Origin of the sequence: Pseudomonas sp. NBRC 100443, from assembly GCF_030268185.1 — a bacterium.
In the GTDB taxonomy this organism is placed as follows: Bacteria; Pseudomonadota; Gammaproteobacteria; order Pseudomonadales; family Pseudomonadaceae; genus Pseudomonas; species Pseudomonas citronellolis.
In genome coordinates, this window is record NZ_BSQE01000010.1 from 156,517 (window position 1) to 177,937 (window position 21,421).

At 69.2% G+C, this 21,421-nt stretch carries 19 protein-coding genes and 1 pseudogene; 16 read left to right on the top strand and 4 right to left on the bottom strand.

Annotated elements, in window-relative coordinates:
- The first annotated feature begins 11 nt into the window (after window positions 1-11).
- The 3 genes and pseudogenes from QSJ95_RS15540 (at window position 12) to QSJ95_RS33005 (ending at window position 3,625) form a co-directional block, all read left to right on the top strand.
- Window positions 12-1,580, top strand: a complete 1,569-nt coding sequence (locus QSJ95_RS15540) for an FAD-binding oxidoreductase (protein ID WP_285643496.1) — start codon at window positions 12-14, stop codon at window positions 1,578-1,580.
- A 116-nt stretch (window positions 1,581-1,696) separates the two neighbouring features.
- A pseudogene (locus QSJ95_RS33000) lies at window positions 1,697-2,767 on the top strand (methyl-accepting chemotaxis protein); the annotation flags it as partial.
- Window positions 2,762-3,625: a methyl-accepting chemotaxis protein gene (locus tag QSJ95_RS33005; RefSeq protein WP_502945275.1), complete on the top strand. Its 864-nt coding sequence runs from the start codon at window positions 2,762-2,764 to the stop codon at window positions 3,623-3,625. The pseudogene QSJ95_RS33000 and the gene QSJ95_RS33005, both read left to right, overlap by 6 nt.
- 32 nt (window positions 3,626-3,657) lie before the next feature.
- Here QSJ95_RS33005 and QSJ95_RS15550 read toward each other — a convergent pair whose 3' ends face one another.
- Window positions 3,658-4,932, bottom strand: a complete 1,275-nt coding sequence (locus QSJ95_RS15550) for an HD-GYP domain-containing protein (protein WP_069861700.1) — start codon at window positions 4,930-4,932, stop codon at window positions 3,658-3,660.
- Window positions 4,933-5,218: 286 nt separating this feature from the next.
- Between QSJ95_RS15550 and QSJ95_RS15555 the strand changes: the two genes are divergently transcribed.
- From QSJ95_RS15555 to QSJ95_RS15565, 3 genes are all read left to right on the top strand, one after another.
- Window positions 5,219-6,010 (top strand): response regulator transcription factor, encoded by a 792-nt coding sequence (locus QSJ95_RS15555; RefSeq protein ID WP_285643500.1) that lies wholly within the window; start codon window positions 5,219-5,221, stop codon window positions 6,008-6,010.
- The gene (locus QSJ95_RS15560; protein WP_285643502.1) at window positions 6,000-8,675 is read left to right on the top strand and encodes a hybrid sensor histidine kinase/response regulator; all 2,676 of its coding nucleotides are present in this window, start codon (window positions 6,000-6,002) and stop codon (window positions 8,673-8,675) included. Before QSJ95_RS15555 ends, QSJ95_RS15560 begins: the two co-directional genes overlap by 11 nt.
- A gap of 74 nt (window positions 8,676-8,749) precedes the next feature.
- Window positions 8,750-9,562 carry a response regulator transcription factor gene (locus tag QSJ95_RS15565; protein ID WP_285643504.1) on the top strand — a complete coding sequence of 271 codons (813 nt, stop codon included), beginning with the start codon at window positions 8,750-8,752 and terminating at the stop codon, window positions 9,560-9,562.
- Between the two features lie 18 nt (window positions 9,563-9,580).
- Here the strand turns inward: QSJ95_RS15565 and QSJ95_RS15570 are convergent, their stop codons facing one another.
- The 3 genes from QSJ95_RS15570 to QSJ95_RS15580 form a co-directional block, all read right to left on the bottom strand.
- A complete protein-coding gene (locus QSJ95_RS15570) occupies window positions 9,581-10,393 on the bottom strand; it encodes a response regulator (protein ID WP_070065487.1) in 813 nt (270 codons plus the stop codon).
- Window positions 10,394-10,434: 41 nt separating this feature from the next.
- Complete coding sequence (locus QSJ95_RS15575) at window positions 10,435-11,001, bottom strand: response regulator (RefSeq protein WP_082996194.1); 567 nt, start codon at window positions 10,999-11,001, stop codon at window positions 10,435-10,437.
- A 61-nt stretch (window positions 11,002-11,062) separates the two neighbouring features.
- Window positions 11,063-11,251, bottom strand: coding sequence for a Flp family type IVb pilin (locus tag QSJ95_RS15580; RefSeq protein ID WP_285643509.1), 189 nt, complete (start codon window positions 11,249-11,251; stop codon window positions 11,063-11,065).
- A gap of 203 nt (window positions 11,252-11,454) precedes the next feature.
- On the opposite strand from QSJ95_RS15580, the gene cpaB reads away from it, so the two are divergent.
- From cpaB to QSJ95_RS15630, 10 genes are read left to right on the top strand one after another with little or no spacing between them, the layout of a single operon-like run.
- Complete coding sequence (gene cpaB / locus QSJ95_RS15585) at window positions 11,455-12,372, top strand: Flp pilus assembly protein CpaB (RefSeq protein WP_285643511.1); 918 nt, start codon at window positions 11,455-11,457, stop codon at window positions 12,370-12,372.
- Window positions 12,373-12,407: 35 nt separating this feature from the next.
- The gene (locus QSJ95_RS15590; protein ID WP_081884708.1) at window positions 12,408-13,676 is read left to right on the top strand and encodes a type II and III secretion system protein family protein; all 1,269 of its coding nucleotides are present in this window, start codon (window positions 12,408-12,410) and stop codon (window positions 13,674-13,676) included.
- Window positions 13,676-14,920 carry a type 4b pilus Flp biogenesis protein TadZ gene (gene tadZ / locus QSJ95_RS15595; protein WP_267853796.1) on the top strand — a complete coding sequence of 415 codons (1,245 nt, stop codon included), beginning with the start codon at window positions 13,676-13,678 and terminating at the stop codon, window positions 14,918-14,920. The genes QSJ95_RS15590 and tadZ overlap by 1 nt, the downstream gene beginning before the upstream one ends.
- Window positions 14,917-16,158, top strand: a complete 1,242-nt coding sequence (gene tadA, locus QSJ95_RS15600; RefSeq protein WP_009618290.1) for a type 4b pilus Flp biogenesis ATPase TadA — start codon at window positions 14,917-14,919, stop codon at window positions 16,156-16,158. Before tadZ ends, tadA begins: the two co-directional genes overlap by 4 nt.
- Complete coding sequence (locus QSJ95_RS15605) at window positions 16,155-17,051, top strand: type II secretion system F family protein (protein WP_009618292.1); 897 nt, start codon at window positions 16,155-16,157, stop codon at window positions 17,049-17,051. The genes tadA and QSJ95_RS15605 overlap by 4 nt, the downstream gene beginning before the upstream one ends.
- A gap of 9 nt (window positions 17,052-17,060) precedes the next feature.
- On the top strand, window positions 17,061-17,972 hold the full coding sequence (locus tag QSJ95_RS15610; RefSeq protein WP_009618294.1) for a type II secretion system F family protein: 912 nt from the start codon (window positions 17,061-17,063) through the stop codon (window positions 17,970-17,972).
- A complete protein-coding gene (locus tag QSJ95_RS15615) occupies window positions 17,972-18,778 on the top strand; it encodes a tetratricopeptide repeat protein (protein ID WP_009618296.1) in 807 nt (268 codons plus the stop codon). The genes QSJ95_RS15610 and QSJ95_RS15615 overlap by 1 nt, the downstream gene beginning before the upstream one ends.
- Window positions 18,779-18,838: 60 nt before the next feature.
- On the top strand, window positions 18,839-19,120 hold the full coding sequence (locus QSJ95_RS15620; protein WP_009618303.1) for a DUF3613 domain-containing protein: 282 nt from the start codon (window positions 18,839-18,841) through the stop codon (window positions 19,118-19,120).
- A gap of 23 nt (window positions 19,121-19,143) precedes the next feature.
- Window positions 19,144-20,913 (top strand): pilus assembly protein TadG-related protein, encoded by a 1,770-nt coding sequence (locus tag QSJ95_RS15625; protein WP_285643524.1) that lies wholly within the window; start codon window positions 19,144-19,146, stop codon window positions 20,911-20,913.
- 45 nt (window positions 20,914-20,958) lie between these two features.
- The gene (locus tag QSJ95_RS15630) at window positions 20,959-21,417 is read left to right on the top strand and encodes a TadE/TadG family type IV pilus assembly protein (RefSeq protein ID WP_043272464.1); all 459 of its coding nucleotides are present in this window, start codon (window positions 20,959-20,961) and stop codon (window positions 21,415-21,417) included.
- The last annotated feature ends 4 nt before the right edge of the window (window positions 21,418-21,421 follow it).

Sequence of the window (21,421 nt, forward strand, 5' to 3'; positions counted from 1 at the left end):
GAGCACCTCCCATGACTGACGCAACCAACAAGGCCGTGCTCCCGCGCGGCGTCGACGCGAACCACTTCCAGCAGGCGCTGGCCAAGTTCCGCAAGCTGCTGGGCGAGGAGAACGTCCTGGCCAAGGACGACCAGCTGATCCCCTACGGCAAGATCATGATGCCGGTGGACAACGCCGAGCACGCGCCCTCCGCCGCCGTCACCGCCACCAGCCTCGAACAGGTGCAGGGCGTGGTGAAGATCTGCAACGAGTTCAAGATCCCGCTGTGGACCATCTCCACCGGCCGCAACTTCGGCTACGGTTCGGCGGCCCCGGCGCAACGCGGCCAGGTCATCCTCGACCTGAAGAAGATGAACAGGATCATCCACGTCGACCCGGAGCTGTGCACCGCCCTGGTCGAGCCCGGCGTCACCTACGGCCAGCTCTACGACTACCTGCAGGAAAATAATCTGCCGCTGATGCTGTCGTTCTCCGCGCCCTCGGCCATCGCCGGCCCGGTGGGCAACACCATGGACCGCGGCGTGGGCTACACCCCCTACGGCGAGCACTTCCTCATGCAGTGCGGCATGGAAGTGGTGCTGGCCAACGGCGACGTCTACCGCACCGGCATGGGCGGGGTGCCCGGCGACAAGGCCTGGCAGGTGTTCAAGTGGGGCTACGGCCCGACCCTGGACGGCATGTTCACCCAGGCCAACTACGGCATCTGCACCAAGATGGGCTTCTGGCTGATGCCCAAGCCGCCGGTGTTCAAGCCCTTCAGCATCGTCTACGACGACGAGGCGGACATCGCCGACATCGTCGAGATGATCCGCCCGCTGCGCATCGCCCAGATCATCCCCAACGCGGTGGTGATCGCCAACGCGCTGTGGGAGGCCGGCGGCATCAGCGTGCGCCGCTCGGACTACATCAAGGAGAAGGGCGCAACGCCGGATTCCGTGGTCCAGCAGATCGTCAAGGACAAGGGCCTGGGCCAGTGGAACGTCTACGCGGCGCTGTACGGCACCGCCGAGCAGGTGGAGGTGAACTGGAAGATCGTCACCGAGACCGTGAAGAAGTCCGGCAAGGGCCGCATCGTCACCCAGGAGCAGGCCGGCGACACCCAGCCGTTCAAGTACCGCGCCGAGCTGATGAGCGGCGTGCCCAACCTGCAGGAATTCGGCCTGTACAACTGGCGCGGCGGCGGTGGCTCGATGTGGTTCGCCCCGGTCAGCCAGGCGCGCGGCAGCGAGTGCGACAAGCAGAAGGTGCTGGCCAAGCGCATCCTCAACAAGCACGGCCTGGACTACACCGGCGAGTTCATCGTCGGCTGGCGCGACATGCACCATGTGATCGACGTGCTCTACGACCGCACCGACCCCGAGGAGACCCAGCGCGCCCACGACTGCTTCGCCGAGCTGCTGGATGAGTTCGCCAAGGAGGGCTACGCGGTGTACCGCGTGAACACCGCCTTCCAGGACCGCGTGGCGCAGATCTACGGCCCGGTCAAGCGCAAGGTGGAACACGCCATCAAGCGCGCCCTGGACCCGAACAACATCCTCTCGCCGGGCAAGTCCGGCATCGACCTCGCCAACAACTTCTAGCAACCGCAACGGCCCCGCCGGCAATCGCCGGCGGGGCCGTTTCGCACAGCTGGATCAACAGGCCCGTTCCGCGCACGCCGGGTGCCGGGGGCCTCGGAACGGGAGCGACTCGCGCCATGCGCAACTGGTTTGACAACCTCGGCGTCACCTACAAGCTGGGGCTGGGCTTTGGCCTGGTCCTGTGCCTCACCGCGCTGCTCGCGGTGGGCGACTGGATCAGCCGCGAGAGCCTGCTGCAGCGCAGCCGGGCCCAGGAGGTCTACGGCGCGCTCAACGAAGCGCTGGCGGAACTGCGCCTGTCGCTGCAGGACTATTTGCTGGACGGCGCCAAGGCGGCCAGCGAGCAGCGCCTGGGCGCGGCGCTGGACGACTTCGAGCGCCAGCAGGCGGCGATGCGCGCGCGCAAGCTGTTCGCCCGCGCGGACCTGCTCGCCCTGGAGCAGCAACAGGGCGAACTGGTCGGCGACTACCGCCAGGCCCTTGGCAAGCTGCAGGCCGCCAACCATGCGGCCAGCGCCGTTCGCGACGAGATGGCCGAGCGCGCCGAGCGGGCCTTCAAGGCGCTCAGCGCCCTGCAAGCGCTGGCGGCGGGCCTGGACGAACACGACGAACGCCGCTTCGCCTACTACCAGGCCGGCACGCAGCTGATGCAGGACCTGCTGCTGGTCCGCTACCGCGCGGCGGGCTACGTGGCCCACCCCGGGCCGGAATCCGAGCGGCTGCTGAACGAACAGATGCGCCTGGCCATGGAGAACTTCCCGCGCCAGGCCAAGGTCTTCGGCGCACAGCCCCCCGCCGAGCTGTTGGCGGTGGCGGCGGACCAGCAGAGCTACGCCAAGTGCATCGAGGCCTACCGGGCCGCCACCGCCACGGTGGAACAGGCCCGCCAGGTGCTGGTCAAGGTCGCCGAGCAGACCCGCGAAATCACCCAGACGCTGACCCGCCAGCAGATCGAACTGCGCGACGAGGTGGCGGCCTTCAGCCGCCTGGCCCAGGCCTGCGTGGCCCTGCTGGCGATACTGGCCAGCGCCCTGGCCGCCTGGTTCATCACCCGCCGCATCACCCGGCCGCTACACGAGACCATGCAGGTGGTCGAGCGCATCGCCTCGGGCGACCTGTCGCAGAACATCCAGGTCAGCCGTCGCGACGAGCTGGGCAGCCTGCAGCAGAGCATGCAGCGCATGAGCTGGAACCTGCGCGACCTGATTGGCGGCATCCGCGATGGCGTGACGCAGATCGCCAGCGCCGCCGAGGAGCTTTCGGCGGTGACCGAGCAGACCAGCGCCGGCGCCAACAGCCAGAAGGTGGAAACCGACCAGGTGGCCACCGCCATGCACGAGATGTCCGCCACCGTGCAGGAAGTGGCGCGCAACGCCGAGCAGGCCTCCCAGGCCGCGTCCGCCGCCGACCGCGAAGCCCACGACGGCGACCGCGTGGTGAACCAGGCCGTGGAACAGATCGAGCGCCTGGCCGAGGAAGTGGAACGCTCCGCCGACGCCATGCAGCGCCTGGAGCAGGAGAGCGAGAAGATCGGCAAGGTCATGGACGTGATCAAGTCGGTGGCCGAGCAGACCAACCTGCTGGCCCTCAACGCCGCCATCGAAGCCGCCCGCGCCGGGGAAGCCGGCCGCGGCTTCGCCGTGGTGGCCGACGAAGTCCGCGCCCTGGCCCAGCGCACCCAGCAGTCCACCGAAGAGATCGAAGCCCTGGTCGCCGGCCTGCAGAGCGGCACCCGCCAGGTCTCCAGCGTCATGCTCGGCAGCCGCGAACTGACCGCCAGCAGCGTGGCCCTGAGCCGCCAGGCCGGCGAATCCCTGGGCAGCATCACCCGCACCGTGTCGAACATCCAGGCGATGAACCAGCAGATCGCCACCGCGGCCGAGGAACAAAGCGCCGTGGCCGAGGAAATCAGCCGCAGCGTGGTGAGCGTGCGCGACGTGTCCGAACAGACCGCCGCGGCCAGCGAAGAAGTCGCCGCCTCCAGCGTGGAGCTGGCGCGCCTGGGCGGCGAGCTGCAGGCGCTGGTCGGCCGCTTCCACGTCTGAGCCCCGAACGCCGCCGGGGCCCGGGCACGTCTTCAGCCGTGCCCGTCGTCGTGGCCCCGGCTGGGGACCATCCCGGGCGGCACCAGGCCGTCGGGCAGCCAGAGCCGCTCCAGGTTCCTGAAGCCCCAGCGCAGCGGGTCCTCGCGCTGGACGATGCGGTCGTAGATGCGCACGTCGGCCAGGTCGCGCAGTTCCTTAGCGATGGCCTGGCGCCGGTGGCTGCAGAAGAACACCTGCACCTGCGGGCGCGTCAGGTTCTCCGGGTTCTGCTGGACCACCACCCCGAGGTGCCCGGACTCCAGGCGCACCAGGCTGCCGATGGGGTAGATGCCGATGGTCTTGACGAAGGCCTGGAACAGCTGCGGGTCGAAATGCCCCTCCCAGCTGGCCATGCGCGCCAGGGAGCCGGCGGCTTCCCAGGCGCACTTGTACGGGCGGTCCGAGGTGATGGCGTCGTAGACGTCGCAGATCGCCGCCATGCGCGCCAGCAGGCTGATCTGGTTGCCGGCCAGGCGGTGCGGGTAGCCGGTGCCGTCGTAGCGCTCGTGGTGGTGCAGGCAGACGTCCAGCACCTGGGGCGACAGCCGGGTGTGCTGGCGCAGCATCTCGTGGCCGCGTTCGGGGTGGGTGCGCATGATGGCGAGTTCGGCCTCGTCGAGCTTGCCGGGCTTGTTGAGGATCGCTGGCGGCATGGCCATCTTGCCGATGTCGTGGAGCATCCCGGCCAGCCCGGCCTCGCGCTGGGCCTCGACGTCCAGGCCGAGCTGGCGGGCCAGGGCGACCATCAGCGCGCACACCGTCACCGAGTGCATGTAGGTGTATTCGTCCTTGTTCTTCAGCCGCGCCAGGCTGATCAGCGCCGAGGCGTCGCGGGCCAGCGAGGCGCAGATGTCCTCCACCAGCGGCAGGCACAGGTCCAGGTCGATCGCCCGGCCCATGCGCGCCTCGCGGAACAGCTCCATCAGCGTCAGCTTGGAGCGTTCGAGAATGCGCGCGGCTTCGAAGAACTCGTTCGGGTAGATGGCCGGCGGCGCCTCGCCGACAAGCGCCACGACCGGCTCGGCGATGCCTGCGGCGGGCGCCGCGCCGGGGTCCTGCGCCGCCGGCGCGACGGCGTCGGTGACGCCCAGGCCGCGGGCGTCGTCGATCCACAGCCATTGCACGCCGCTGTTCTGCAGGGCGCGCAGGTCGCCGGGGTTCTCCAGCATGAAGCGGGTCTTCCAGAAGGGGTGGGACAGCCAGCTGCCCTCCAGCGACTGGATGAACATGCCCAGGCGAACCTGGTCGGTGCGAATCCGCTTAAGCATGGGGCAGGCTCCGTGGCGGCGGCGCCGGGCTGCGGCAGCCCTCCGGGGAACGCCGGCCGGGGCGGGCGGGCGAGACAGTCACGCACTCTGCTGGCATGGGGTACCTACGGGCCAAGGGGCCTCTCTTTCGTTCGGTGCCATTATCTCGGCGCCAGGAAGTAGCGCTTCTGCTGGAGTGTCATGGCCCTTTGCTAGCAGGGAAAATATTTTCGTCGTATACGGAAAATTCCCTCTGTAATGGCAAAGTAACGGTCGGGCGGGGACTGACGTGTAGGAACTCATCGGAATGCCGAGCTCTATTCCCGATGCGCTGGAGGGGCAGCGCATCCTGGTCGTCGATGATCTGGAGAGCGAGCGTCGCCTGCTCGCCGAATACCTGCAGCAGCAGGGCTGCCGCATCTACCTGGCGAGCAACGGCCAGGACGCCTTCAAGAAAGTCCAGATGATCAACCCGGACCTGGTGCTGATGGACGTGCTGATGCCCGTGTGGGACGGCCTGACCTGCTGCCGGATGATGCAGGCGAACACCCATACGCGGGATATCCCGGTGGTGTTCCTGAGCGGGGCGAACACCCCCGAGGAACGCGTCCAGGGGCTGCTGGTGGGCGCCGTCGACTACATCGCCAAGCCCTTCAACCTCGAAGAAATCCGCCTGCGCCTGGCCATCCACCTGCGCCGCTGGGGCACCGACCGGCAAGCCTCGGCCATGCCGCCCAGCCACGCCGGCAACCTTGACAGCATCCTCTTCCAGTCGGCCCGCCAGGTGCTGCTACGGGCGCTGTCGCACACCCCGGAACTGCAGGAGCTGGCCGAGGCCGTGGGCACCAACAGCAAGCGCCTGAACGAGGCCTTCCGCCAGTGCGTGGGCGTGACGGTCTTCGAGTACCTGCGCGAGGAACGCATGAAGGAGGCCTGCGTGCTGCTCAGCGGCACCGGCCTGCCGATCCAGGCCATCGCGCTGGAGGTGGGTTTCACCAGCGGGGCCAACTTCTCCACCGCCTTCCGCGAGCGCTATGGCCTGTCGCCCAGCCAGTTCCGCCAGTCGCGCCTGGACCTGGAGCCCGGCGATGCGCCCTGACCCGCGCGCCGCCTTCACGGCCCTGCTGGGGAGCCTGGCGCTGCTGCTGGTCATGGGCGTGTCGCTGTTCCTCAACCGCGGCGACCTGCAGGCGCCCTACATCGACCTGACCCGCAGCGCCCAGGTGTTCGAGGAGGCCCCCGGCCAGGCGCTGACGCCCGAGCAAGCCTGGCGCCAGGCGGACTGGCGGCCGGCCGATGCCAGCAGCCTGGCGGCGCCGCGGCGGGAGTCGACGCTCTGGCTGCGCCTGCGGCTGGAAAACCCCGACGCCAGCGCCTGGGAGCGCTGGCTGGAAGTGGCGCCCTGGCGCGTCGGCGAGGTCGACCTGTACCGCCTGGACGCGGCCGGCGGGCGCGTCGACGGGCACTGGCGCATCGGCCTGTCGGTGCCCCTGGCCGAGCGTTCGCTGCACAGCCGGCGCAACCTGCTGCCGGTGGCGCTGGCCCCCGGGGAGAGCCGCGAGCTGCTGCTGCGGGTGCGCAGCGAGAGCCGCCCGAGCCTGGCCCTGAACCTGTGGGACATGGGCGCCGTGCTGGCCCAGGACAATGTCGAGCAACTGACCCATGCGGTGCTGTTCGGCTGCGTGCTCACCCTGACCGTGCTGCTGTTGCTGCGCCTGGACTGGAGCTTCGCCATGCTCGCCGTGTGGCTGGGCGCGGCCTACGCCCTGGAGGCGGAAAAGGAGGGCTACCTGGCCTTCCACCTGTTCAGCGGGCAGTTCATCCACGGCCCGGGCATGCGCATCGCCTTCTGGCTGGTTTCCCTGGTCGGCTTCCTGGTCGCCGCCCGGCGCCTGCTCGGCCTGGCCGGGCAGGGCGCATGGCGGCGCCTGTACCTGGCCGGCGTGTTCGCCTGCCTGGCGCTGGCCGTCGCCCTGCCGCTGCTGCCGAACAACCTGGCGCGCACGCTGAACCTGTCGCTGAGCTTCTGCCTCCTGGCCTGCTGGCCGCTGTCGCTGTTCCCGCTGCGGCTGCGCGGCGACTTCTGCCGGCAGGTGCTGGCGGGGCTGTTCCTGCTGAGCTGGGCGGAAAGCTTCTGGTTCATCCTTCGCTACCTGCTCAACCTGGGCTACAGCGGGCAGTTCAGCGTGGACGTGGTGATGCTCAGGCTGAGCATCATCATCGGCATCATCGGCCTGTTCACCCTGCAGCAGCAGATGCGCAAGCAACGCCTGGAAACCGAGAGCCTGCAGAGCGAGCGCCGGCAGAAGGCGCAGCTGGAAGAGGCGGTATCCCGGCGCACCGCGGAGCTGCAGGCCGCCCTGGTGAAGGCCAAGGACGCCAACCAGGCGAAGATCGACTTCCTCGGGCGCGTCAGCCACGACCTGCGCTCGCCGCTGACCTCCATCATCGGCTACGCCCAGCTGCTGCAGGAGGAGGGCGGGCGCGGCACTCGCAAGGCCGGTGTCATCCTGCGCAGCGCCGGCCACATGCTGACCCTGATCAACGACCTGATCGACCACGCCCGCGGCGTTTCCAGCGACCGCCTGGACATCCAGCCGGTGTACATCCACGGCCTGCTCGACGCGGTGGCGATGGACGCGCACATCCTCGCCCAGCGCAACCGCAACGCCTTCCGCCTGACGCTGTGCGGCGACATTCCCACGGTGCTGCAACTGGATGCCAAGCGCCTGCGCCAGGTGCTGACCAACCTGCTGGACAACGCCGCCAAGTTCACCCGCGACGGGCGCATCGCCCTGCAGGTGCAGGCCGCCGGGCAGCCGCCCAAGGCGGGCCTGGCGCAGCTGCGCTTCTGCGTCAGCGACACCGGCTGCGGCATCCCCGAGCAGGACCTGCCCAAGCTCTTCACCCCGTTCTTCCGCTGCGACGCCACCGGCGTGGAAGGCGCCGGGCTCGGCCTGGCCATCGTCGAGCACTGGGTCCAGCTCATGGGCGGGCGGGTGACGGTGCAGAGCGCGCCCGGCGAAGGCACCCGGGTTTCCTTCGAGCTGACCCTGGCCGTCGGCACCGAGCAGGACATGGCCCAGCCGCAGCTGTTCGACCTGCCGATGAAGAGCCTGCCGGTGCGCGGCGAGGGGCAGCTGGTGTGGGTCGTCGAGGACAACGCCGATATCCGCGACATGCTGGTGGACCTGCTCGAGGCCAGCCGCTTCCGCGTCGAGGCGGCCATCGACGGGCAGGACTGCCTGGAGCGCCTGATGGGCCCGGGCGGTCAGCGGCCGGACCTGGTCCTGACCGACTACCTGATGCCGCGCTGCAACGGCGGCGAACTCCTGCTGGCGCTGCGCGAGCGCTGGCCCGGGCTGCCGGTGGTGCTGATGTCCGCCACCCAGCAGACCATGCATTCCCTCGGCCAGACGGGCGGCCTGCCGTTCGACACCAGCCTGGTGAAGCCCATCAGCCTGGCCGACCTGGGCGTGACCCTGGCCCAGCTGCTGCGCTTGCGCTGCGGCCTGGCCGGCGTGACCGAAAAGCCTGACCGCCGTCGGCAAGCGCTGGCCGGACAGTTGGAATCCTTGAGCCGAGGGCAGCGGCAACAGCTTCAGGCGCTCGTGGAAGCGGGCGCCATCACCGACCTCATCGAATGGAGTCGAACACTCGCCGATGCCTCTGGGGAGTTGGCGGTGTACTTGCGAGAACTGGCAGAAACAGGGGACTTGGACTCCATGGAAGAAATGATGGGGTTACTGGGAAGCAACCCGTGAAGTCCCGCGTTTTATTTTTGGAAAGGAAAGGCCCTGGCGGCCTGCGGGCTTAGGGGGCGAGTGTGGGGAGTCAAATGAAAAACAAACAACGCCGGGCGTTCGAGGTGCTCGTCATCGACGATGAGCCGCTGGTCGCATCGGAGCTTTCCGAAGTGCTGGAGAGCGTCGGTTTCTCCTCGGTCGGTTGCAGTTCCATCGCCGAGGCGGTCGCGCTGTTCAAGAAGAACGCCAAGTTGCGCATCCTGGTGTGCGACCTGAACCTGGGCAGCGAATGGGGCCTGGACGCCATCAAGGAAATCCAAGGCGCCGTGGGCGACGACTACATCTTCGAAGTCATCGTCCTCACCGGGTACGGCGAAAGCGACAAGGTGGTCGAGGCGATGCGCGCCGGGGCCTCGGACTTCCTGATGAAGCCGGTGGCGCCGCAGGAGCTGATCGAGTCGGTGGAGCGGGTGGAGGGCAAGCTGCTGCAGAGCATCCGCCGGCAACGCAAGATCCTTCACCTCAATGGCCGGCTGGAGCATATCGCGGAGTCGCTGAACTCGCTGTTCCAGGACGTCAGCGCGATAAAGATGGACGTCCACGGCGGCCCGAACGTCTTCGACCTGGACGATGACGAGCACGCCGCCCCGGACAAGGTCGACATCAGCAGCCCGCTGTTCTTCAACCTGACGCAGCGCCAGCAGGAAGTCGCGCAGTTGATCTGCAAGGGCTATTCGAACTACCGGGTGGCCCATGAGCTGGGCATTTCCGAGAACACGGTGAAGCTCTACATCACCCAGATATTCAAGCTGCTGCGGGTCAGCAACCGCACCCAGCTGGCCATGCTGCTGGCCGCCTCCTCCGGCGCGCCGGGGGGCTTGGATGCCAGGGGGGCGCTGAGGTAATCCGCAATAAGCGGGCGCCTACAGGTCGTGGTTCGCCTTGCGCCTGGGCGATGACTTGAGCGCTAGCTGCGTGCGGTTGCTCAGCCCGGTCAGTCGCAGCGACTGGGAGACGTAGAGCTTCACCGTATGCTCGCTGATGCCCAGCTTGCAGGCGATCTGGTAGTTGCTCAGGCCTTTGCCGATCAGCCTGACCACGTCGAGCTGGCGCAGGGAGAGCTTGGCGAAGAAGGGGTTGGCCAACTGGTCTTCCGGCGTGTTCAACAGGGCCTCGTCGTCCTTTGAGGGCTCGCCCCTGGCGGGCCTGGACGAGGTGCTGGCGTAATTGATGGCCTTCTTCGCATCGCTGGCCAGGGACTTCAGGCTCTCGGTCAGCACGTCCAGGCGCGACTCCGCGCGGATGACCCGCTGCCGGTCGCGGGCCCGTTCCTCCAGCTTTTCGGCCAGCTTCTCCAGCGCGGCCAGCAGGTGCTCGGGGTTCAGCGGCTTGGCGAGGAAGTCGCAGAAGCCGCTGCGCAGCACGTCGATCAGTTCGTCCTTGCCGGCCCGCCCGCTGATGGTGATGGCCTCGAACAGCCGCTCGCTGCCGGCCAGCGCCTGCATGCGCTCCAGCACCCGCGGGCCCTGGCTGTCCTGCAGGTCGAAGTCGAGGATCAGCATGTCGATGCCGGGGTTGGCCTGGAACAGCGCTAGGGCCTGTTCCGCGGTGTGCGCGCCCAGGCAGGGGTAGCCGGCGCAGTTCAACAGGTCGACGACCTCTTCGACGATGTCGGGCTCGTCGTCGAGGATGAGTGCCTGGTGCCCGTGCAGGTTCGCTTTTCTTGTCGTAGCCACTGTATTCAGACCTTGTTGCGCAGGCGTCGGGCCCCGGCGGTTCAGCTGGATTGCGTGAGGTTCCGCGAGCGCAGTTCCAGGTATTCGCTCAGGTCCTGGAGCCTGTCGCGCTCCAGCTTCCTGCGCATGTGCGACCTGATCCGGCTGACGAAGGTGCGGGGCTCCACCGGCTTGGGGATGAAATCGGCCGCGCCCAGCTCGAAGCCTTCCAGCTCGGCTTCGGTGGTGTCCTCGCCGGTGAGGAAGATGATGGTGATGTCGCGGGTGCGCGCATCGGACTTGATCGCTTCGCACAACTGATGCCCGTTCATGCCCGGCATGCCCAGATCGGCGATGACGATGTCCGGCAGGGGCGTTTCCTCCAGCGTGCCGAGGGCTTCGTGGCCGGAGCCCGCGGTTTTTATATTGAAGAGACTTTCGAACAACTCCGCCGTCGAGGCCAGTGCGTCCGGGTCGTCGTCAACGAGCAATATCAGCGGAAGTTCCGATCGGGTCAGCATCGCTTTTACCGAAGTTCTGCGGAGAGTGGTATTCGCCTGTTTCCTTTTGCATTTCCGCTGGGCAGGTCTTATTGATTGAACCTGCCCAGTGCGCGCGCGGATATTCATGAATTTGCCCCACTTCGATTGCGGAAATGAAGTGGGGCGATGCTATTGCCGCGGCGGGAAATCAGAGCGCGTCGGAGATCTGCTTGAAGACATCGACTAGCTTGAGACCGAGGATCTTCAGGGTGGCGATGATGGCCACGGAGATCAGCCCGGCGATGACCGCGTACTCGATCGCGGTGGCCCCTTCCTTGTCCTTGGCGAATGCCTTCATGGAAGAGACGAGTTTCTGGATTTTCAACTTGAAGTTCATGGTGCCTCCGTTGCGGGTATATCTTCCGATTCTTTTATGGGGAGTAACTTTTTACAACTAGTAGGAAGGGCCTAGTAGCTTTTGGTCGTTTTATTTATCGGGGCGCCAAGGTAGCTTGCCGGCCTTCTCGCGAGATCGACGAGTCTGCTTTCGATACTCGCTTCCCGAATGTGCTTTCCGCTGGCTGCAACGAAATAATCATCATGAAAAGTAAATTGTTGATGGCGTTTGCCGGGCTTCTGTTACTGGGGGCGGTGGTGGTCGGTTACCTGGGGTTGTCCATCGGCAGGCCCGAGGCGCCGGTGGTCGCCAGCGAACCTGCTCTCACCGTGCTCCCCACCGACCCGGACAAGCTGCAGCGCACCCCCGTGGTGGTGGTCACCCGCGACCTGCCGGCGCTGGCGCTGCTGGGCAAGGACGACCTGCGCCTGGAATACCTGCAGACCGCGCCGGCGGGCAGCTACCCCAAGGTCGAGGCCTTGCTCGGCCAGCGCGTGTGGGTGCCGGTGGCGGCCGGCAGCATCCTTTCCGGCGCCGTGCTCGAACCCGGCGGCCCGCTGGCGCGGACCATCCGCGCGGACGAGCGGGCCATGGCCATCGCCGTGGACGACGTGGTCGGCGGCGGCGGCTTCGTGCTGCCGGGCGACTACGTCGACGTGGTGCTCTACGTCGCCGACCAGCAGGGCATCCAGCGCGACGTCCGCGCCCAGCTGGTGCTGCCGGGCGTGCGCGTCCTCACCTATGGCGAGCAGATCGCCGTGGCCGGCGACGGCCAGGCGCGCAACCCCGGCGACGGTCAGGACAAGGAACGCAAGGTGGCGCGCACCGCGGTGCTGGCGGTGCCGGCGAACGCCACCGCGCGGCTGATGCTGGCCAGCCAGGCCGGCTCGTTGCGCCTGGCGGTGCGCAGCAAGGACGAGAAGCTCTACGAGAAAGAGCAGCAGGGCAGCTACCAGCACACCGCCCTGACCGCCGCGAACACCGAGTCCATCACCCTGGAGCAACTGCTCGGCCGCCGCCAGCCGGTGGCCGCGGCGGCTCCGCGCAGCCCGGCCCGGCCGCGGGCCGCTGCGGGCGTGACGGTCTACCGCGGCGGCACGGTCGCCCACGAGGCGCCTTGAATCAGCCCCTGAAGCAGGGAGAGGGAGTAGTTAGGATGGCTTGCAATATGGGATACCGGCGTCCGGCTGGTGGGGTGGGCGTTTGCCTCGCGGGCGTCATGGCATGGGCGCTGCTGGGTTCGGCGCAGGCCGCGCCCAAGGCCTGCGAAGGGCTGGCGCAACTGCCGCAGAAGCTGGTGCTGGCGCTGCAGCAGGGCGCCCAGCAGGACCAGCAGCTGCCGCTGCCGATCAAGCGCCTGGCCATTGGCGACCCGCAGATCGCCGACGTGCAGCTGCTGGACAAGCGCAACTTCCTGGTCACCGGCAAGGCCCAGGGCGAGACCAGCCTGCTGGTCTGGACCGGCTGCCCGGGCGACCCGCTGCGGGCCCAGGTGCAGGTGGCCGGGCGCTCGATCCGCGACGTGGGCGCGACCAGCGACGCCGTCGCCGCCGCCAACCTGGCCAGCCAGGTGCAGACCGACATCCGCTTCGTCGAGGTCAGCCGCAGCAAGCTCAAGCAGGCCAGCACCTCGCTGGTGCGGCGCGGCTCCAACCTGTTCATGCTCGGCGCGCCGGGCAGCCTGAGCGGCATCAGCGTGGGCTCCGACGGCGGCGTGACGGGCAACTTCGGCACCAGCGACAGCGGCTTCAATGTCATCTGGGGCGGCGGCAGCAGCAAGGTGCTGGGCTTCCTCAACATGCTCGAAGGCAGCGGCTTCGCCTACACCCTGGCGCGTCCCAGCCTGGTGGCCACCAGCGGGCAGAGCGCGTCCTTCCTGGCCGGCGGCGAGTTCCCCATCCCGGTGCCCAACGGCGATAACAACAACATCACCATCGAGTACAAGGAATACGGCGTGCGCCTGACCCTGACGCCGACGGTGATGTCAACCGGGCGCATCGCCCTGAAGGTGGCGCCGGAGGTCAGCGAGCTGGACTTCTCCGCCGGCATCCAGACCAACGGCATCGCGGTGCCGGCGCTCAACGTGCGGCGCACCGACACCAGCGTGATCCTCGCCGACGGCGAGAGCTTCGTGATCAGCGGCCTGATCAGCAGCAACACGGTGAGCAACGTCGACAAGTTCCCCGGCCTGGGCAACCTGCCGGTGCTGGGCGCGTTCTTCCGTTCCTCGCAGCTGGACAAGGACGACCGCGAACTGCTGATGGTGGTCACCCCGCACCTGGTCCAGCCGCTGGCGGCCAATGCCGCGCTGCCCAAGCTGCCCGGCGAGGGCCTGCGCAACTACGACCCCGGCTTCGGCGAGTTCTACTTCCTGGAGAACGGCCAGTACGACGGCCGCGCTTCGGCCAGCGGGATGTCCCAGTGATGGCCGGCGATCCGCTGGGCCGCAGCGGCAGCCGCGTGCCCGCCGCGCAAAGCCGCAACGCCGCCCAGACCTTCGTCGCGCTGACCCAGCACGCCGGCGAGCTGGAGTGGCTGCAGAGCAGCCTGGCCAGCGCCGGCCAGGTGGTCGCCGCCACCAGCGGCACCCTGGAGGAGCTGCTGGCGCTGCTGGAAGTGACCGGCGCCGGCGTGCTCTTCATCAGCCTGAACAAGGCCAACCTGATGGTCCACGGCGCCCTGATCGAGGGCCTGGTGTCGGCGCGGCCGATGCTGGCGGTGGTGGCCGTGGGCGATGGCCTGGACAACCAATTGGTGCTGGCGGCCATGCGCGCCGGCGCCCGCGACTTCGTCACCTACGGCGCCCGCGCCAGCGAACTGGGCGGGCTGGTCCGGCGCCTGGGCGGACGCCTGCCCAGCGTGCCGGTGAGCGCCGTGCAGCAGGGCGAACTGTTCGCCCTGGCCAGCGCCCGGCCGGACGCCGACGGCGCCTTCGTCGCCCTGCACCTGGCGTTGGCGTTGCAAGCCCAGGAGGGCAACCGGGTACTGCTGGTGGACATCGGCCAGCCGGCCGGCGAGGCCCTGGCCATCCTCGGCATGGACGCGCCCTTCACCTTTGCCGACGCCATGCGCAACCTGCGCCGCCTCGACCAGACGCTGATCGACAGCGCCTTCAGCCGCCACGACTCCGGCCTGCGCCTGCTCAGCCTGACCGACGAGCCCGGGGTGCTGGAGCGCATGACCACCGCCGAGCTGTACCTGCTGCTGGGCAACCTGCGCACGGCCTTCAGCCACGTGCTGATCAACTTCACCGCCATGCCCGAAGGCGAACTCGCCCGCCAGTTGCTGCAGCAGGCCAGCCGCGTGCTGTGGCTGGTGGACCAGAGCGTGCCCTCGTGCCGGAAGGGCCTGGAAAGCCTGCGCCGCCTGCGCGAGAACAGCCAGGCGCTGCCGCGCATCGAACTGCTGGTGGAGCGCTACCTGCCCGCGGTGCCGCCGGACGAGCAGGCCCTGTGCCGCATGTTCGGCCTGGAACTCTTCGGCGTGCTGCCGGCCTCGGCCGAGGCGCGCCTGCGGGCGAAGAACCTCGGGCGCAGCCTGTTCGAGGTGGCCCCGCGCGACCCCCTGGCGCTGAAGCTGCGCGCCCTGGCCGAACCGCTCGGCGCGCTGGGCGGCCAGGCGCGGCGGCGCTTCCCCTGGTTCGGCCGCTTCCGGGGCGCGCGTCCATGAGCTACGCCAGCAGCCTCGGCGCGCACGAGCAGGAAATGCAGCTGCTGAAGATGCGCCTGCACCGCTACATCATCGACGAGATCGACGAAGACGGCGTGAACCTGCTGGAAGGCGCGCGCCCGGCGGTGGCCCAGTACGTCGCCGAGAAGGTCGGCGAATACGCCGCGCGGCGCCAGCTGGCGATCTCCCGCTACGAGCTGGACCGCCTGGCCGAGGAAGTGGTGGACGAGCTGACCGGCTTCGGCCCGCTGGAAGTGCTGCTGCGCGACCCGGACATCAGCGAAATCCTGGTCAACGGCCCCGACCGCGTCTTCATCGAGCAGCGCGGCCGCCTGTACCAGAGCGACCTGCGCTTCATCGACGACCACCACGTGTACCGCGTCATCCAGCGCATCCTGGCGCCCCTGGGGCGGCGCCTGGACGAATCCAGCCCGATGGTCGACGCGCGCCTGCCCGACGGCAGCCGGGTCAACGCCATCATCCCGCCGGTGGCCCTGGACGGCCCGTGCATCTCCATCCGCAAGTTCAGCAAGGAGCTGCTGCAGAGCGCCGACCTGCTGGCCTACCAGAGCGTCGACGAGGCGCTGCTGGGGTTCCTCCGCCAGGCCGTGGAGAACCGCTGCAACATCCTCATCAGCGGCGGCACCGGCACCGGCAAGACCACGCTGCTCAACGTGCTGAGCGGCTTCATCGACGCGCGCGAGCGCATCGTCACCATCGAGGACACCGCCGAACTGCAGCTGGGCCATGACCACGTGGTGCGCCTGGAGACGCGCCCGCCGAACGCCGAGGGCTACGGCGAGGTGACCGCCCGCGACCTGATCCGCAACGCCCTGCGCATGCGCCCGGACCGCATCATCCTCGGCGAGATCCGCGGGGTGGAAGTGCTCGACGTGCTGCAGGCGATGAACACCGGCCACGACGGCTCGATGAGCACGGTGCACGCCAACTCGGCGATGGACTCGCTGCTGCGCATGGAAATGCTGGTGGGCCTGGCCGGGCACAAGCTGCCCGAGCAGACGCTGCGGCAGATGATCTGCGCGGCGCTGGACATCGTGGTGCAGATCACCCGCCAGGCCAACGGCCGGCGCTGCATCAGCGAAGTGCTGGAAGTGCTGGAGGTGCGCGACGGCATCTACGTCACCAACTCGCTGTTCAGCCTGGACCGGCGCGCCAGCGGCAGGTTCGTGCGCACCGGCGTGCCGTCGGGGCTGAAGCTGCGCCAGGTGGCGGCATGAGCGCCGGGGCGCTGTTGCTGGCGGTGGCCAGCCTGGCGCTGGTGGGCCTGGCCGTGCTGCTGCTCGGCCTGGGCCTGCGCGCACGCAACAACGAACAGGTGGTGCGCCGCCTGGTGCCCGGCCAGGCCCTGGGCGACCTCGCCGCGGCGCGGCCGCGCACCCAGCATTGGCTGGTGCGGCGCATGCGCCGCGCCGGCATCGTGCAGATGCGCCCCTGGCTGGTCGGGGCGGGGCTGGCGATGCTGGCGCTGGTCGTGCCGGGCTGGCGCCTGCTGAACGTGTTCGGCGTGCTGCTGGCCGTGCCGCTGGTGCTGCTGCTGTTCAACGGCCTGCTCGGCCTGCTGTACCAGCGCCGCCTGCAGAAGATGATCCGGCAGATGCCGGCCTTCCTCGACCAGGTGGTACGCAGCCTGCAGGCCGGGCGCACCCTGGGCGACGCCATCGAGCAGGCGGTGGCGGCGGCCGACGACCCGCTGCGCTCGATCTTCGCCCGCGCCAGCAGCCACGTGCAGCTGGGCATCAGCCTGCCCGAGGCGCTGCAGGACATCGCCGAACTCTACGACGTGGAGGAGCTGCACATCCTCGCCCTGGGCGTGACGGTGAACTACCGCTACGGCGGCAACACCACGGACCTGCTGGACAACATCATCAAGGTCATCCACGAGCGCGAGAAGATCGGCCGCCAGCTGCGCGCCATGACCGGCGAGACGCGCTTCAGCGCCCTGGTGCTGGCGGTGCTGCCGCTGGGCCTGGGCATGTACATCCTGGCCAGCAACCCCGGCTACCTGATGGCCATGTGGAGCGACGGCTTCGGCCGCACGCTGCTGCTGACCTCGCTGGGGCTGCAGGCGGTCGGCTGCGTCACGCTGTGGCGCATGCTCAAGAGCGTGTAGGAGACGGACATGGACGCAACCTGGTACGTACTCCTGGCCCTGCTGCTGTTCGGCGCGGCGCTGGCCCTGCTGGTGTCGCAGAGCCGCGCGGCCAACCGCGAGCAGCACCTGATCGAACAACGCCTGGGCGCCGCCGCGCAGGGCGGCGAGGACGCCGCGCGCTGGGGCGCCCGGGCCATCGAACGGCTCGGCGACGGCCCGCTGGGGCGGCGCCTGCAGCCGGGCGACCAGGAGGTGCGCGACCTGCTGGCCCGCGCCGGCTGGAACGGCAACCTGCCGCGCAGCCTCTACCAGGCCGCGCAGCTGGCCTTGCCGCTGCTGGCCTGCGCCCTGGTGGCGCTGGCCGGCCTGCTGCGCGGCGACGCCCTGGACGACCTGCTGCTGCCGCTGGTCTTCGCCGCCGGCCTCGGCTTCCTGCTGCCCAAGCGCGTGCTGGCGCACCTGGCGGACAAGCGCTGCCGGCGCCTGGCCGAGGAAGTCATCGTCTTCATCCAACTGATCCGCATCCTCTTCGACACCGGCCTGACCGTGGAACAGGCGTTGCGGGTGGTGCAACTGGAGGGCCGCAACATCGTGCCGCTGCTGACCCAGGAGCTGGACCTGGTGCTGGCCCACGCCGACAGCGGCCTGGACCTGGCCGACGAGCTGGACCAGCTGGCCAGGCGCCTGCAGGTGGCCGAGCTTGCCGACTGCTGCGGCGTGCTGCGCCAGATGCTGCGCCAGGGCGGCAGCGCACGGGCCTCGCTGGCGACGCTCAAGGCCCTGTTCGAGGACCGCCGGCTGACCTCGCTGCAGGAAAAGATCAGCAAGCTGGCGGCGAAGATGAGCCTGGTGATGATCACCCTGCTGTTCCCGGCGCTGCTGATCATCCTGGCCGGGCCGGGGTTCATGGCCATCACCAAGGCACTGGGGGGAATGTGATGAGGACGTTGTGCTTGCTGGGCTTTATCGGCCTGGCCCTGGGCGGCTGCGCCAACCTGCCGGACGACCTGCGCGGCAACCTGGCGGAGAGCTTCCCGGCCCTCGGCCAGAGCTGCGGCAGCCGCCTGAGCCAGGACCAGGAACTGCAGCTGGACATGGCCCGCGGCATGTTGCGCGAGGGCCGCCTGCACGCCGCCCTGGCGCACCTGCAGACGCTGCCGGCGCAGTCGCTGGACGTGCGCGAAAGCAAGGCCGTGGCGCTGCGCCGCATCGGCAGCCCGCAGGCCAGGGCCGAGTACCAGGCCCTGCTCGGCACCTGCAAGGCCGGCGAGGCGCACCACGGCCTGGGCCAGATCGCCCTGCGCGAGGGGCGCATCGCCGAGGCCGAGCGCGAACTGCGCGTGGCGGCGCGGTTGCAGCCCACCGACCGGCTGGTGCGCAACGACCTGGGCGTGGTGCTGCTGCGCAAGGGCGACCGCGAAGGCGCGCGCTTCGAATTCCTCACCGCCCTGGAACTGGACGGCGACGACAAGCTGCCGGCCAGCAACCTGCTCAGCCTGTTGCTGCTGGAGGGCAAGACCGCCCAGGCCACGGCGCTGGCCGAGAAGGCGCGGCTGTCCGATGAGCAGGTGCGCCAGGCCCGCCAGCGCGCCGATGCGCTCAGGAGCGGCGCGCCGGCGCCGCGGGCGGCTCAAGTGGCAGCGCCGCTGCCAGCCGTGCCGGCAGCAGACGGCGCCAGCGTGGCCCAGGTCCGCGTGCAGGCGCAGCCCCTGCCGCAGCCGCTGGTGGAACAGCAGATCAGGTAATCGACGGCGGGCGCCCGGCCGCAAGGCGGCCAGGGCCCGCGATGGAAACGGAGACTAGCTATGAAACGGATCATCCTCAGCGGCCTTCTGCTGGCCGCCCCCCTGAGCCTTGGCGCCACCGAGTCGGTGCGGCCGCAAGCGGGCAGCAGCGTCCGCGACCAGTGGGAAGTCGAGCAGTGGCTGCAACTGCAGGCCAGCGGCCGGCAGGCCTCGGCCAACCGCCAGGCCGCCACCGCGGCCGAGCGCGACCGCGCCTACCGGCGCTACCTGGACAGCTACAGCCACCCGATCCCCGAGTACCTGCTGGACGAGAACCAGGGCTTCAACACCGGCAAGAAGTGATCCCCGACGTCAAGGAGATGTCCATGTTCGGCAAGCGGCAGCGCGGCGCTATCGGTGTGCTGGCGGCAGTCACCCTGCTGTTGGTGCTGATCTGCATGGCCCTGGTGGTGGACACCGGGCGCCTGTACCTGGAGCAGCGCAAGCTGCAGCGGGTGGCAGACATGGCGGCGCTGGAGAGCGCCACCCAGAGCGGCATGTGCGCTACCCAGGCGAACGCCGACGTGCAGGCGCTGGCGATCACCAGCGCGCGGCGCAACGGCTTCCCCGACGACGGCCGGCTGGTCGCAAGCCTGGGCGACGTGGTCTTCGACGGCAGCGGCCAGCGGCGCGTGTTCCGCGCCGCCAATAGCAGCTGGAACGACTCGGTGCAGGTCGTCGCCAGCCGCACGGTGCCTTCGAGCCTGGTGCTGAACGTCGCCTCGGTGTTCGGCGCCGGCACTCCCACCAGCGTCACCCTCCAGGCCCAGGCGGTAGCCCGGCGCCAGGCCATGGCCGCGCTGTCGGCGGGCAGCGGCCTGCTGCGCCTGGACAGCAGCAATTCACCTCTGCTCAACGCCTTGCTCGGCGGCCTGCTGGGCACCCGGCTGAACCTCGACCTGGTGACCTACCAGGGCATCGCCGGCGCCAACGTCAACCTGCTCGCCTTGGGCGAGCAACTGCAACTGGCCGGCGTCGACCTCGACCTCGGCTCGGTGGACAGCCTGCTGGACGCCGACGTCAGCGTGGCGCAACTGCTCCAGGCCGCCATCGACGCCGCCGACGCCTCGCAGGTCGCCGGCGTCAACCTCGCCCTGCTGCGCAGCGCCCTGGCCAGCATCAAGGTGCCCTCGGCGAACCTCAGCCTGGGGCAGATCATCAGCGTCATCGCCCCGGACAGCGCGCGCAACGCGGCCCTGGGCGCCGACGTCAACCTGCTGGACCTGCTGATGACCACCGCGCTGGTGGCCAACAAGCAGCATGCGCTGGCGATTCCCGGCCTGACGCTGAACGTGCCGGGGCTGACCAGCCTGACGGTGAAGCTCACGGTGATCAGCCCGCCAACCATCGCCGTCGGCTACCCCGGCAAGGACGCCACAGGGCAGTGGCGGACCCGCGCCAGCTCGGTGCAGGTGGCCCTGAACGTAGTGGCCGACGTGGACCTGCTCAAGCTCGGGCTGGTCAACGCCCATATCGACCTGGGCGCCAGCGTGGCCCAGGGCTACGCCGCCCTGGACAGCATCGCCTGCGGCGGCGCCCAGCGAGCCTCCCAGGTCAACGTCAAGGCGCAGCCCGGCGTGGCGGCGGTGGCGCTCAACGACCTGAGCGTGAAGCTGCTGGGCAACGGCAACGCCTACCTGGCCAGCGTGTCGGTGAATACCCGCAAGGGCGACGTGGCGCTGGCTGCCCCCGGGGAACAGCCGCTAGCCTTCGACATTGCCTCGCCGGCCGACCTGCCCAGCGCCGTGCAGCGCGTGCAGAGCCCCCTGGGCGCCTCGCTGGCGGCGGGCATCGCCAGCCTGTCGCGGAACCTGAGCCTGTCCGTCGAACTGAACACCCAGGGCCTGCTGTGCAAGGCGCCCCTGGTCGGCTGGCTGCTCTGCCCGCTGGGGAAACTGCTCGACGGCGTGGTCGGCGGCCTGGTGAATTCGCTCGGCGACCTGACCAGCCTGCTGACCCAGGCGCTGGCCTCGGTGCTCGCCAGCCTGGGCAGCCAGCTGATCGACCCGCTGCTGCAACTGCTGGGCATCCAGACCGGCACCCTCGACGTGCGCATCATCGACCTGCGCACCCCGGGCGCCCAACTCCTGATCTAGGCCACGGCCGTCGCCAGGCAACCACGACTCTACCCGGGGGAACCCATGCCGCAGAAACACCCGAGCCGCCAGCGCGGCGCCGTGACCATCGAGTTCGCCGCCGCCTTCATCCTGTTCTTCACCGTGATGTACGGCGTGCTGGCGTATGGCATCCCCATGCTGGTGCTTCAGTCGTTCAACGACGCCGCGGCCGCCGGCGCGCGGGTGGCGCTGTCGGTGAACGACTCGCTGGGCTCGCAGCAGTACCAGGCGGCCCTGCAGGACACCGTGGCCCAGGCCGTGTCGAGCCGCCTGGGCTGGATGCCGAGCCGCTGGTACACCGGCTGCAGCGGCGGCAAGTACGTGGCCGCGCCGGTGGCCGAGGGCCGCTACACGCGCATCACCGTCTGCGTGCGCTACCCCGCTGATGCCACCCCGCTGGTGCCGGTGCTGACACTGCCGGGCATTGGCCCGGTGCCGCGGTTGCCCGCGGTGCTGCAGGCCCAGGCCAGCCTGCTGCTGTGAGGTC

Coding starts and splice junctions, on each gene's coding strand:
- QSJ95_RS15540 (WP_285643496.1), top strand. CDS start 12: ATGACTGACGCAACCAACAAGGCCGTGCTCCCGCGCGGCGTCGACGCG.
- QSJ95_RS33005 (WP_502945275.1), top strand. CDS start 2,762: ATGAGCTGGAACCTGCGCGACCTGATTGGCGGCATCCGCGATGGCGTG.
- QSJ95_RS15550 (WP_069861700.1), bottom strand. CDS start 4,932: ATGCTTAAGCGGATTCGCACCGACCAGGTTCGCCTGGGCATGTTCATC.
- QSJ95_RS15555 (WP_285643500.1), top strand. CDS start 5,219: ATGCCGAGCTCTATTCCCGATGCGCTGGAGGGGCAGCGCATCCTGGTC.
- QSJ95_RS15560 (WP_285643502.1), top strand. CDS start 6,000: ATGCGCCCTGACCCGCGCGCCGCCTTCACGGCCCTGCTGGGGAGCCTG.
- QSJ95_RS15565 (WP_285643504.1), top strand. CDS start 8,750: ATGAAAAACAAACAACGCCGGGCGTTCGAGGTGCTCGTCATCGACGAT.
- QSJ95_RS15575 (WP_082996194.1), bottom strand. CDS start 11,001: ATGAATATCCGCGCGCGCACTGGGCAGGTTCAATCAATAAGACCTGCC.
- QSJ95_RS15580 (WP_285643509.1), bottom strand. CDS start 11,251: ATGAACTTCAAGTTGAAAATCCAGAAACTCGTCTCTTCCATGAAGGCA.
- cpaB (WP_285643511.1), top strand. CDS start 11,455: ATGAAAAGTAAATTGTTGATGGCGTTTGCCGGGCTTCTGTTACTGGGG.
- QSJ95_RS15590 (WP_081884708.1), top strand. CDS start 12,408: ATGGCTTGCAATATGGGATACCGGCGTCCGGCTGGTGGGGTGGGCGTT.
- tadZ (WP_267853796.1), top strand. CDS start 13,676: ATGGCCGGCGATCCGCTGGGCCGCAGCGGCAGCCGCGTGCCCGCCGCG.
- tadA (WP_009618290.1), top strand. CDS start 14,917: ATGAGCTACGCCAGCAGCCTCGGCGCGCACGAGCAGGAAATGCAGCTG.
- QSJ95_RS15605 (WP_009618292.1), top strand. CDS start 16,155: ATGAGCGCCGGGGCGCTGTTGCTGGCGGTGGCCAGCCTGGCGCTGGTG.
- QSJ95_RS15610 (WP_009618294.1), top strand. CDS start 17,061: ATGGACGCAACCTGGTACGTACTCCTGGCCCTGCTGCTGTTCGGCGCG.
- QSJ95_RS15615 (WP_009618296.1), top strand. CDS start 17,972: ATGAGGACGTTGTGCTTGCTGGGCTTTATCGGCCTGGCCCTGGGCGGC.
- QSJ95_RS15620 (WP_009618303.1), top strand. CDS start 18,839: ATGAAACGGATCATCCTCAGCGGCCTTCTGCTGGCCGCCCCCCTGAGC.
- QSJ95_RS15625 (WP_285643524.1), top strand. CDS start 19,144: ATGTTCGGCAAGCGGCAGCGCGGCGCTATCGGTGTGCTGGCGGCAGTC.
- QSJ95_RS15630 (WP_043272464.1), top strand. CDS start 20,959: ATGCCGCAGAAACACCCGAGCCGCCAGCGCGGCGCCGTGACCATCGAG.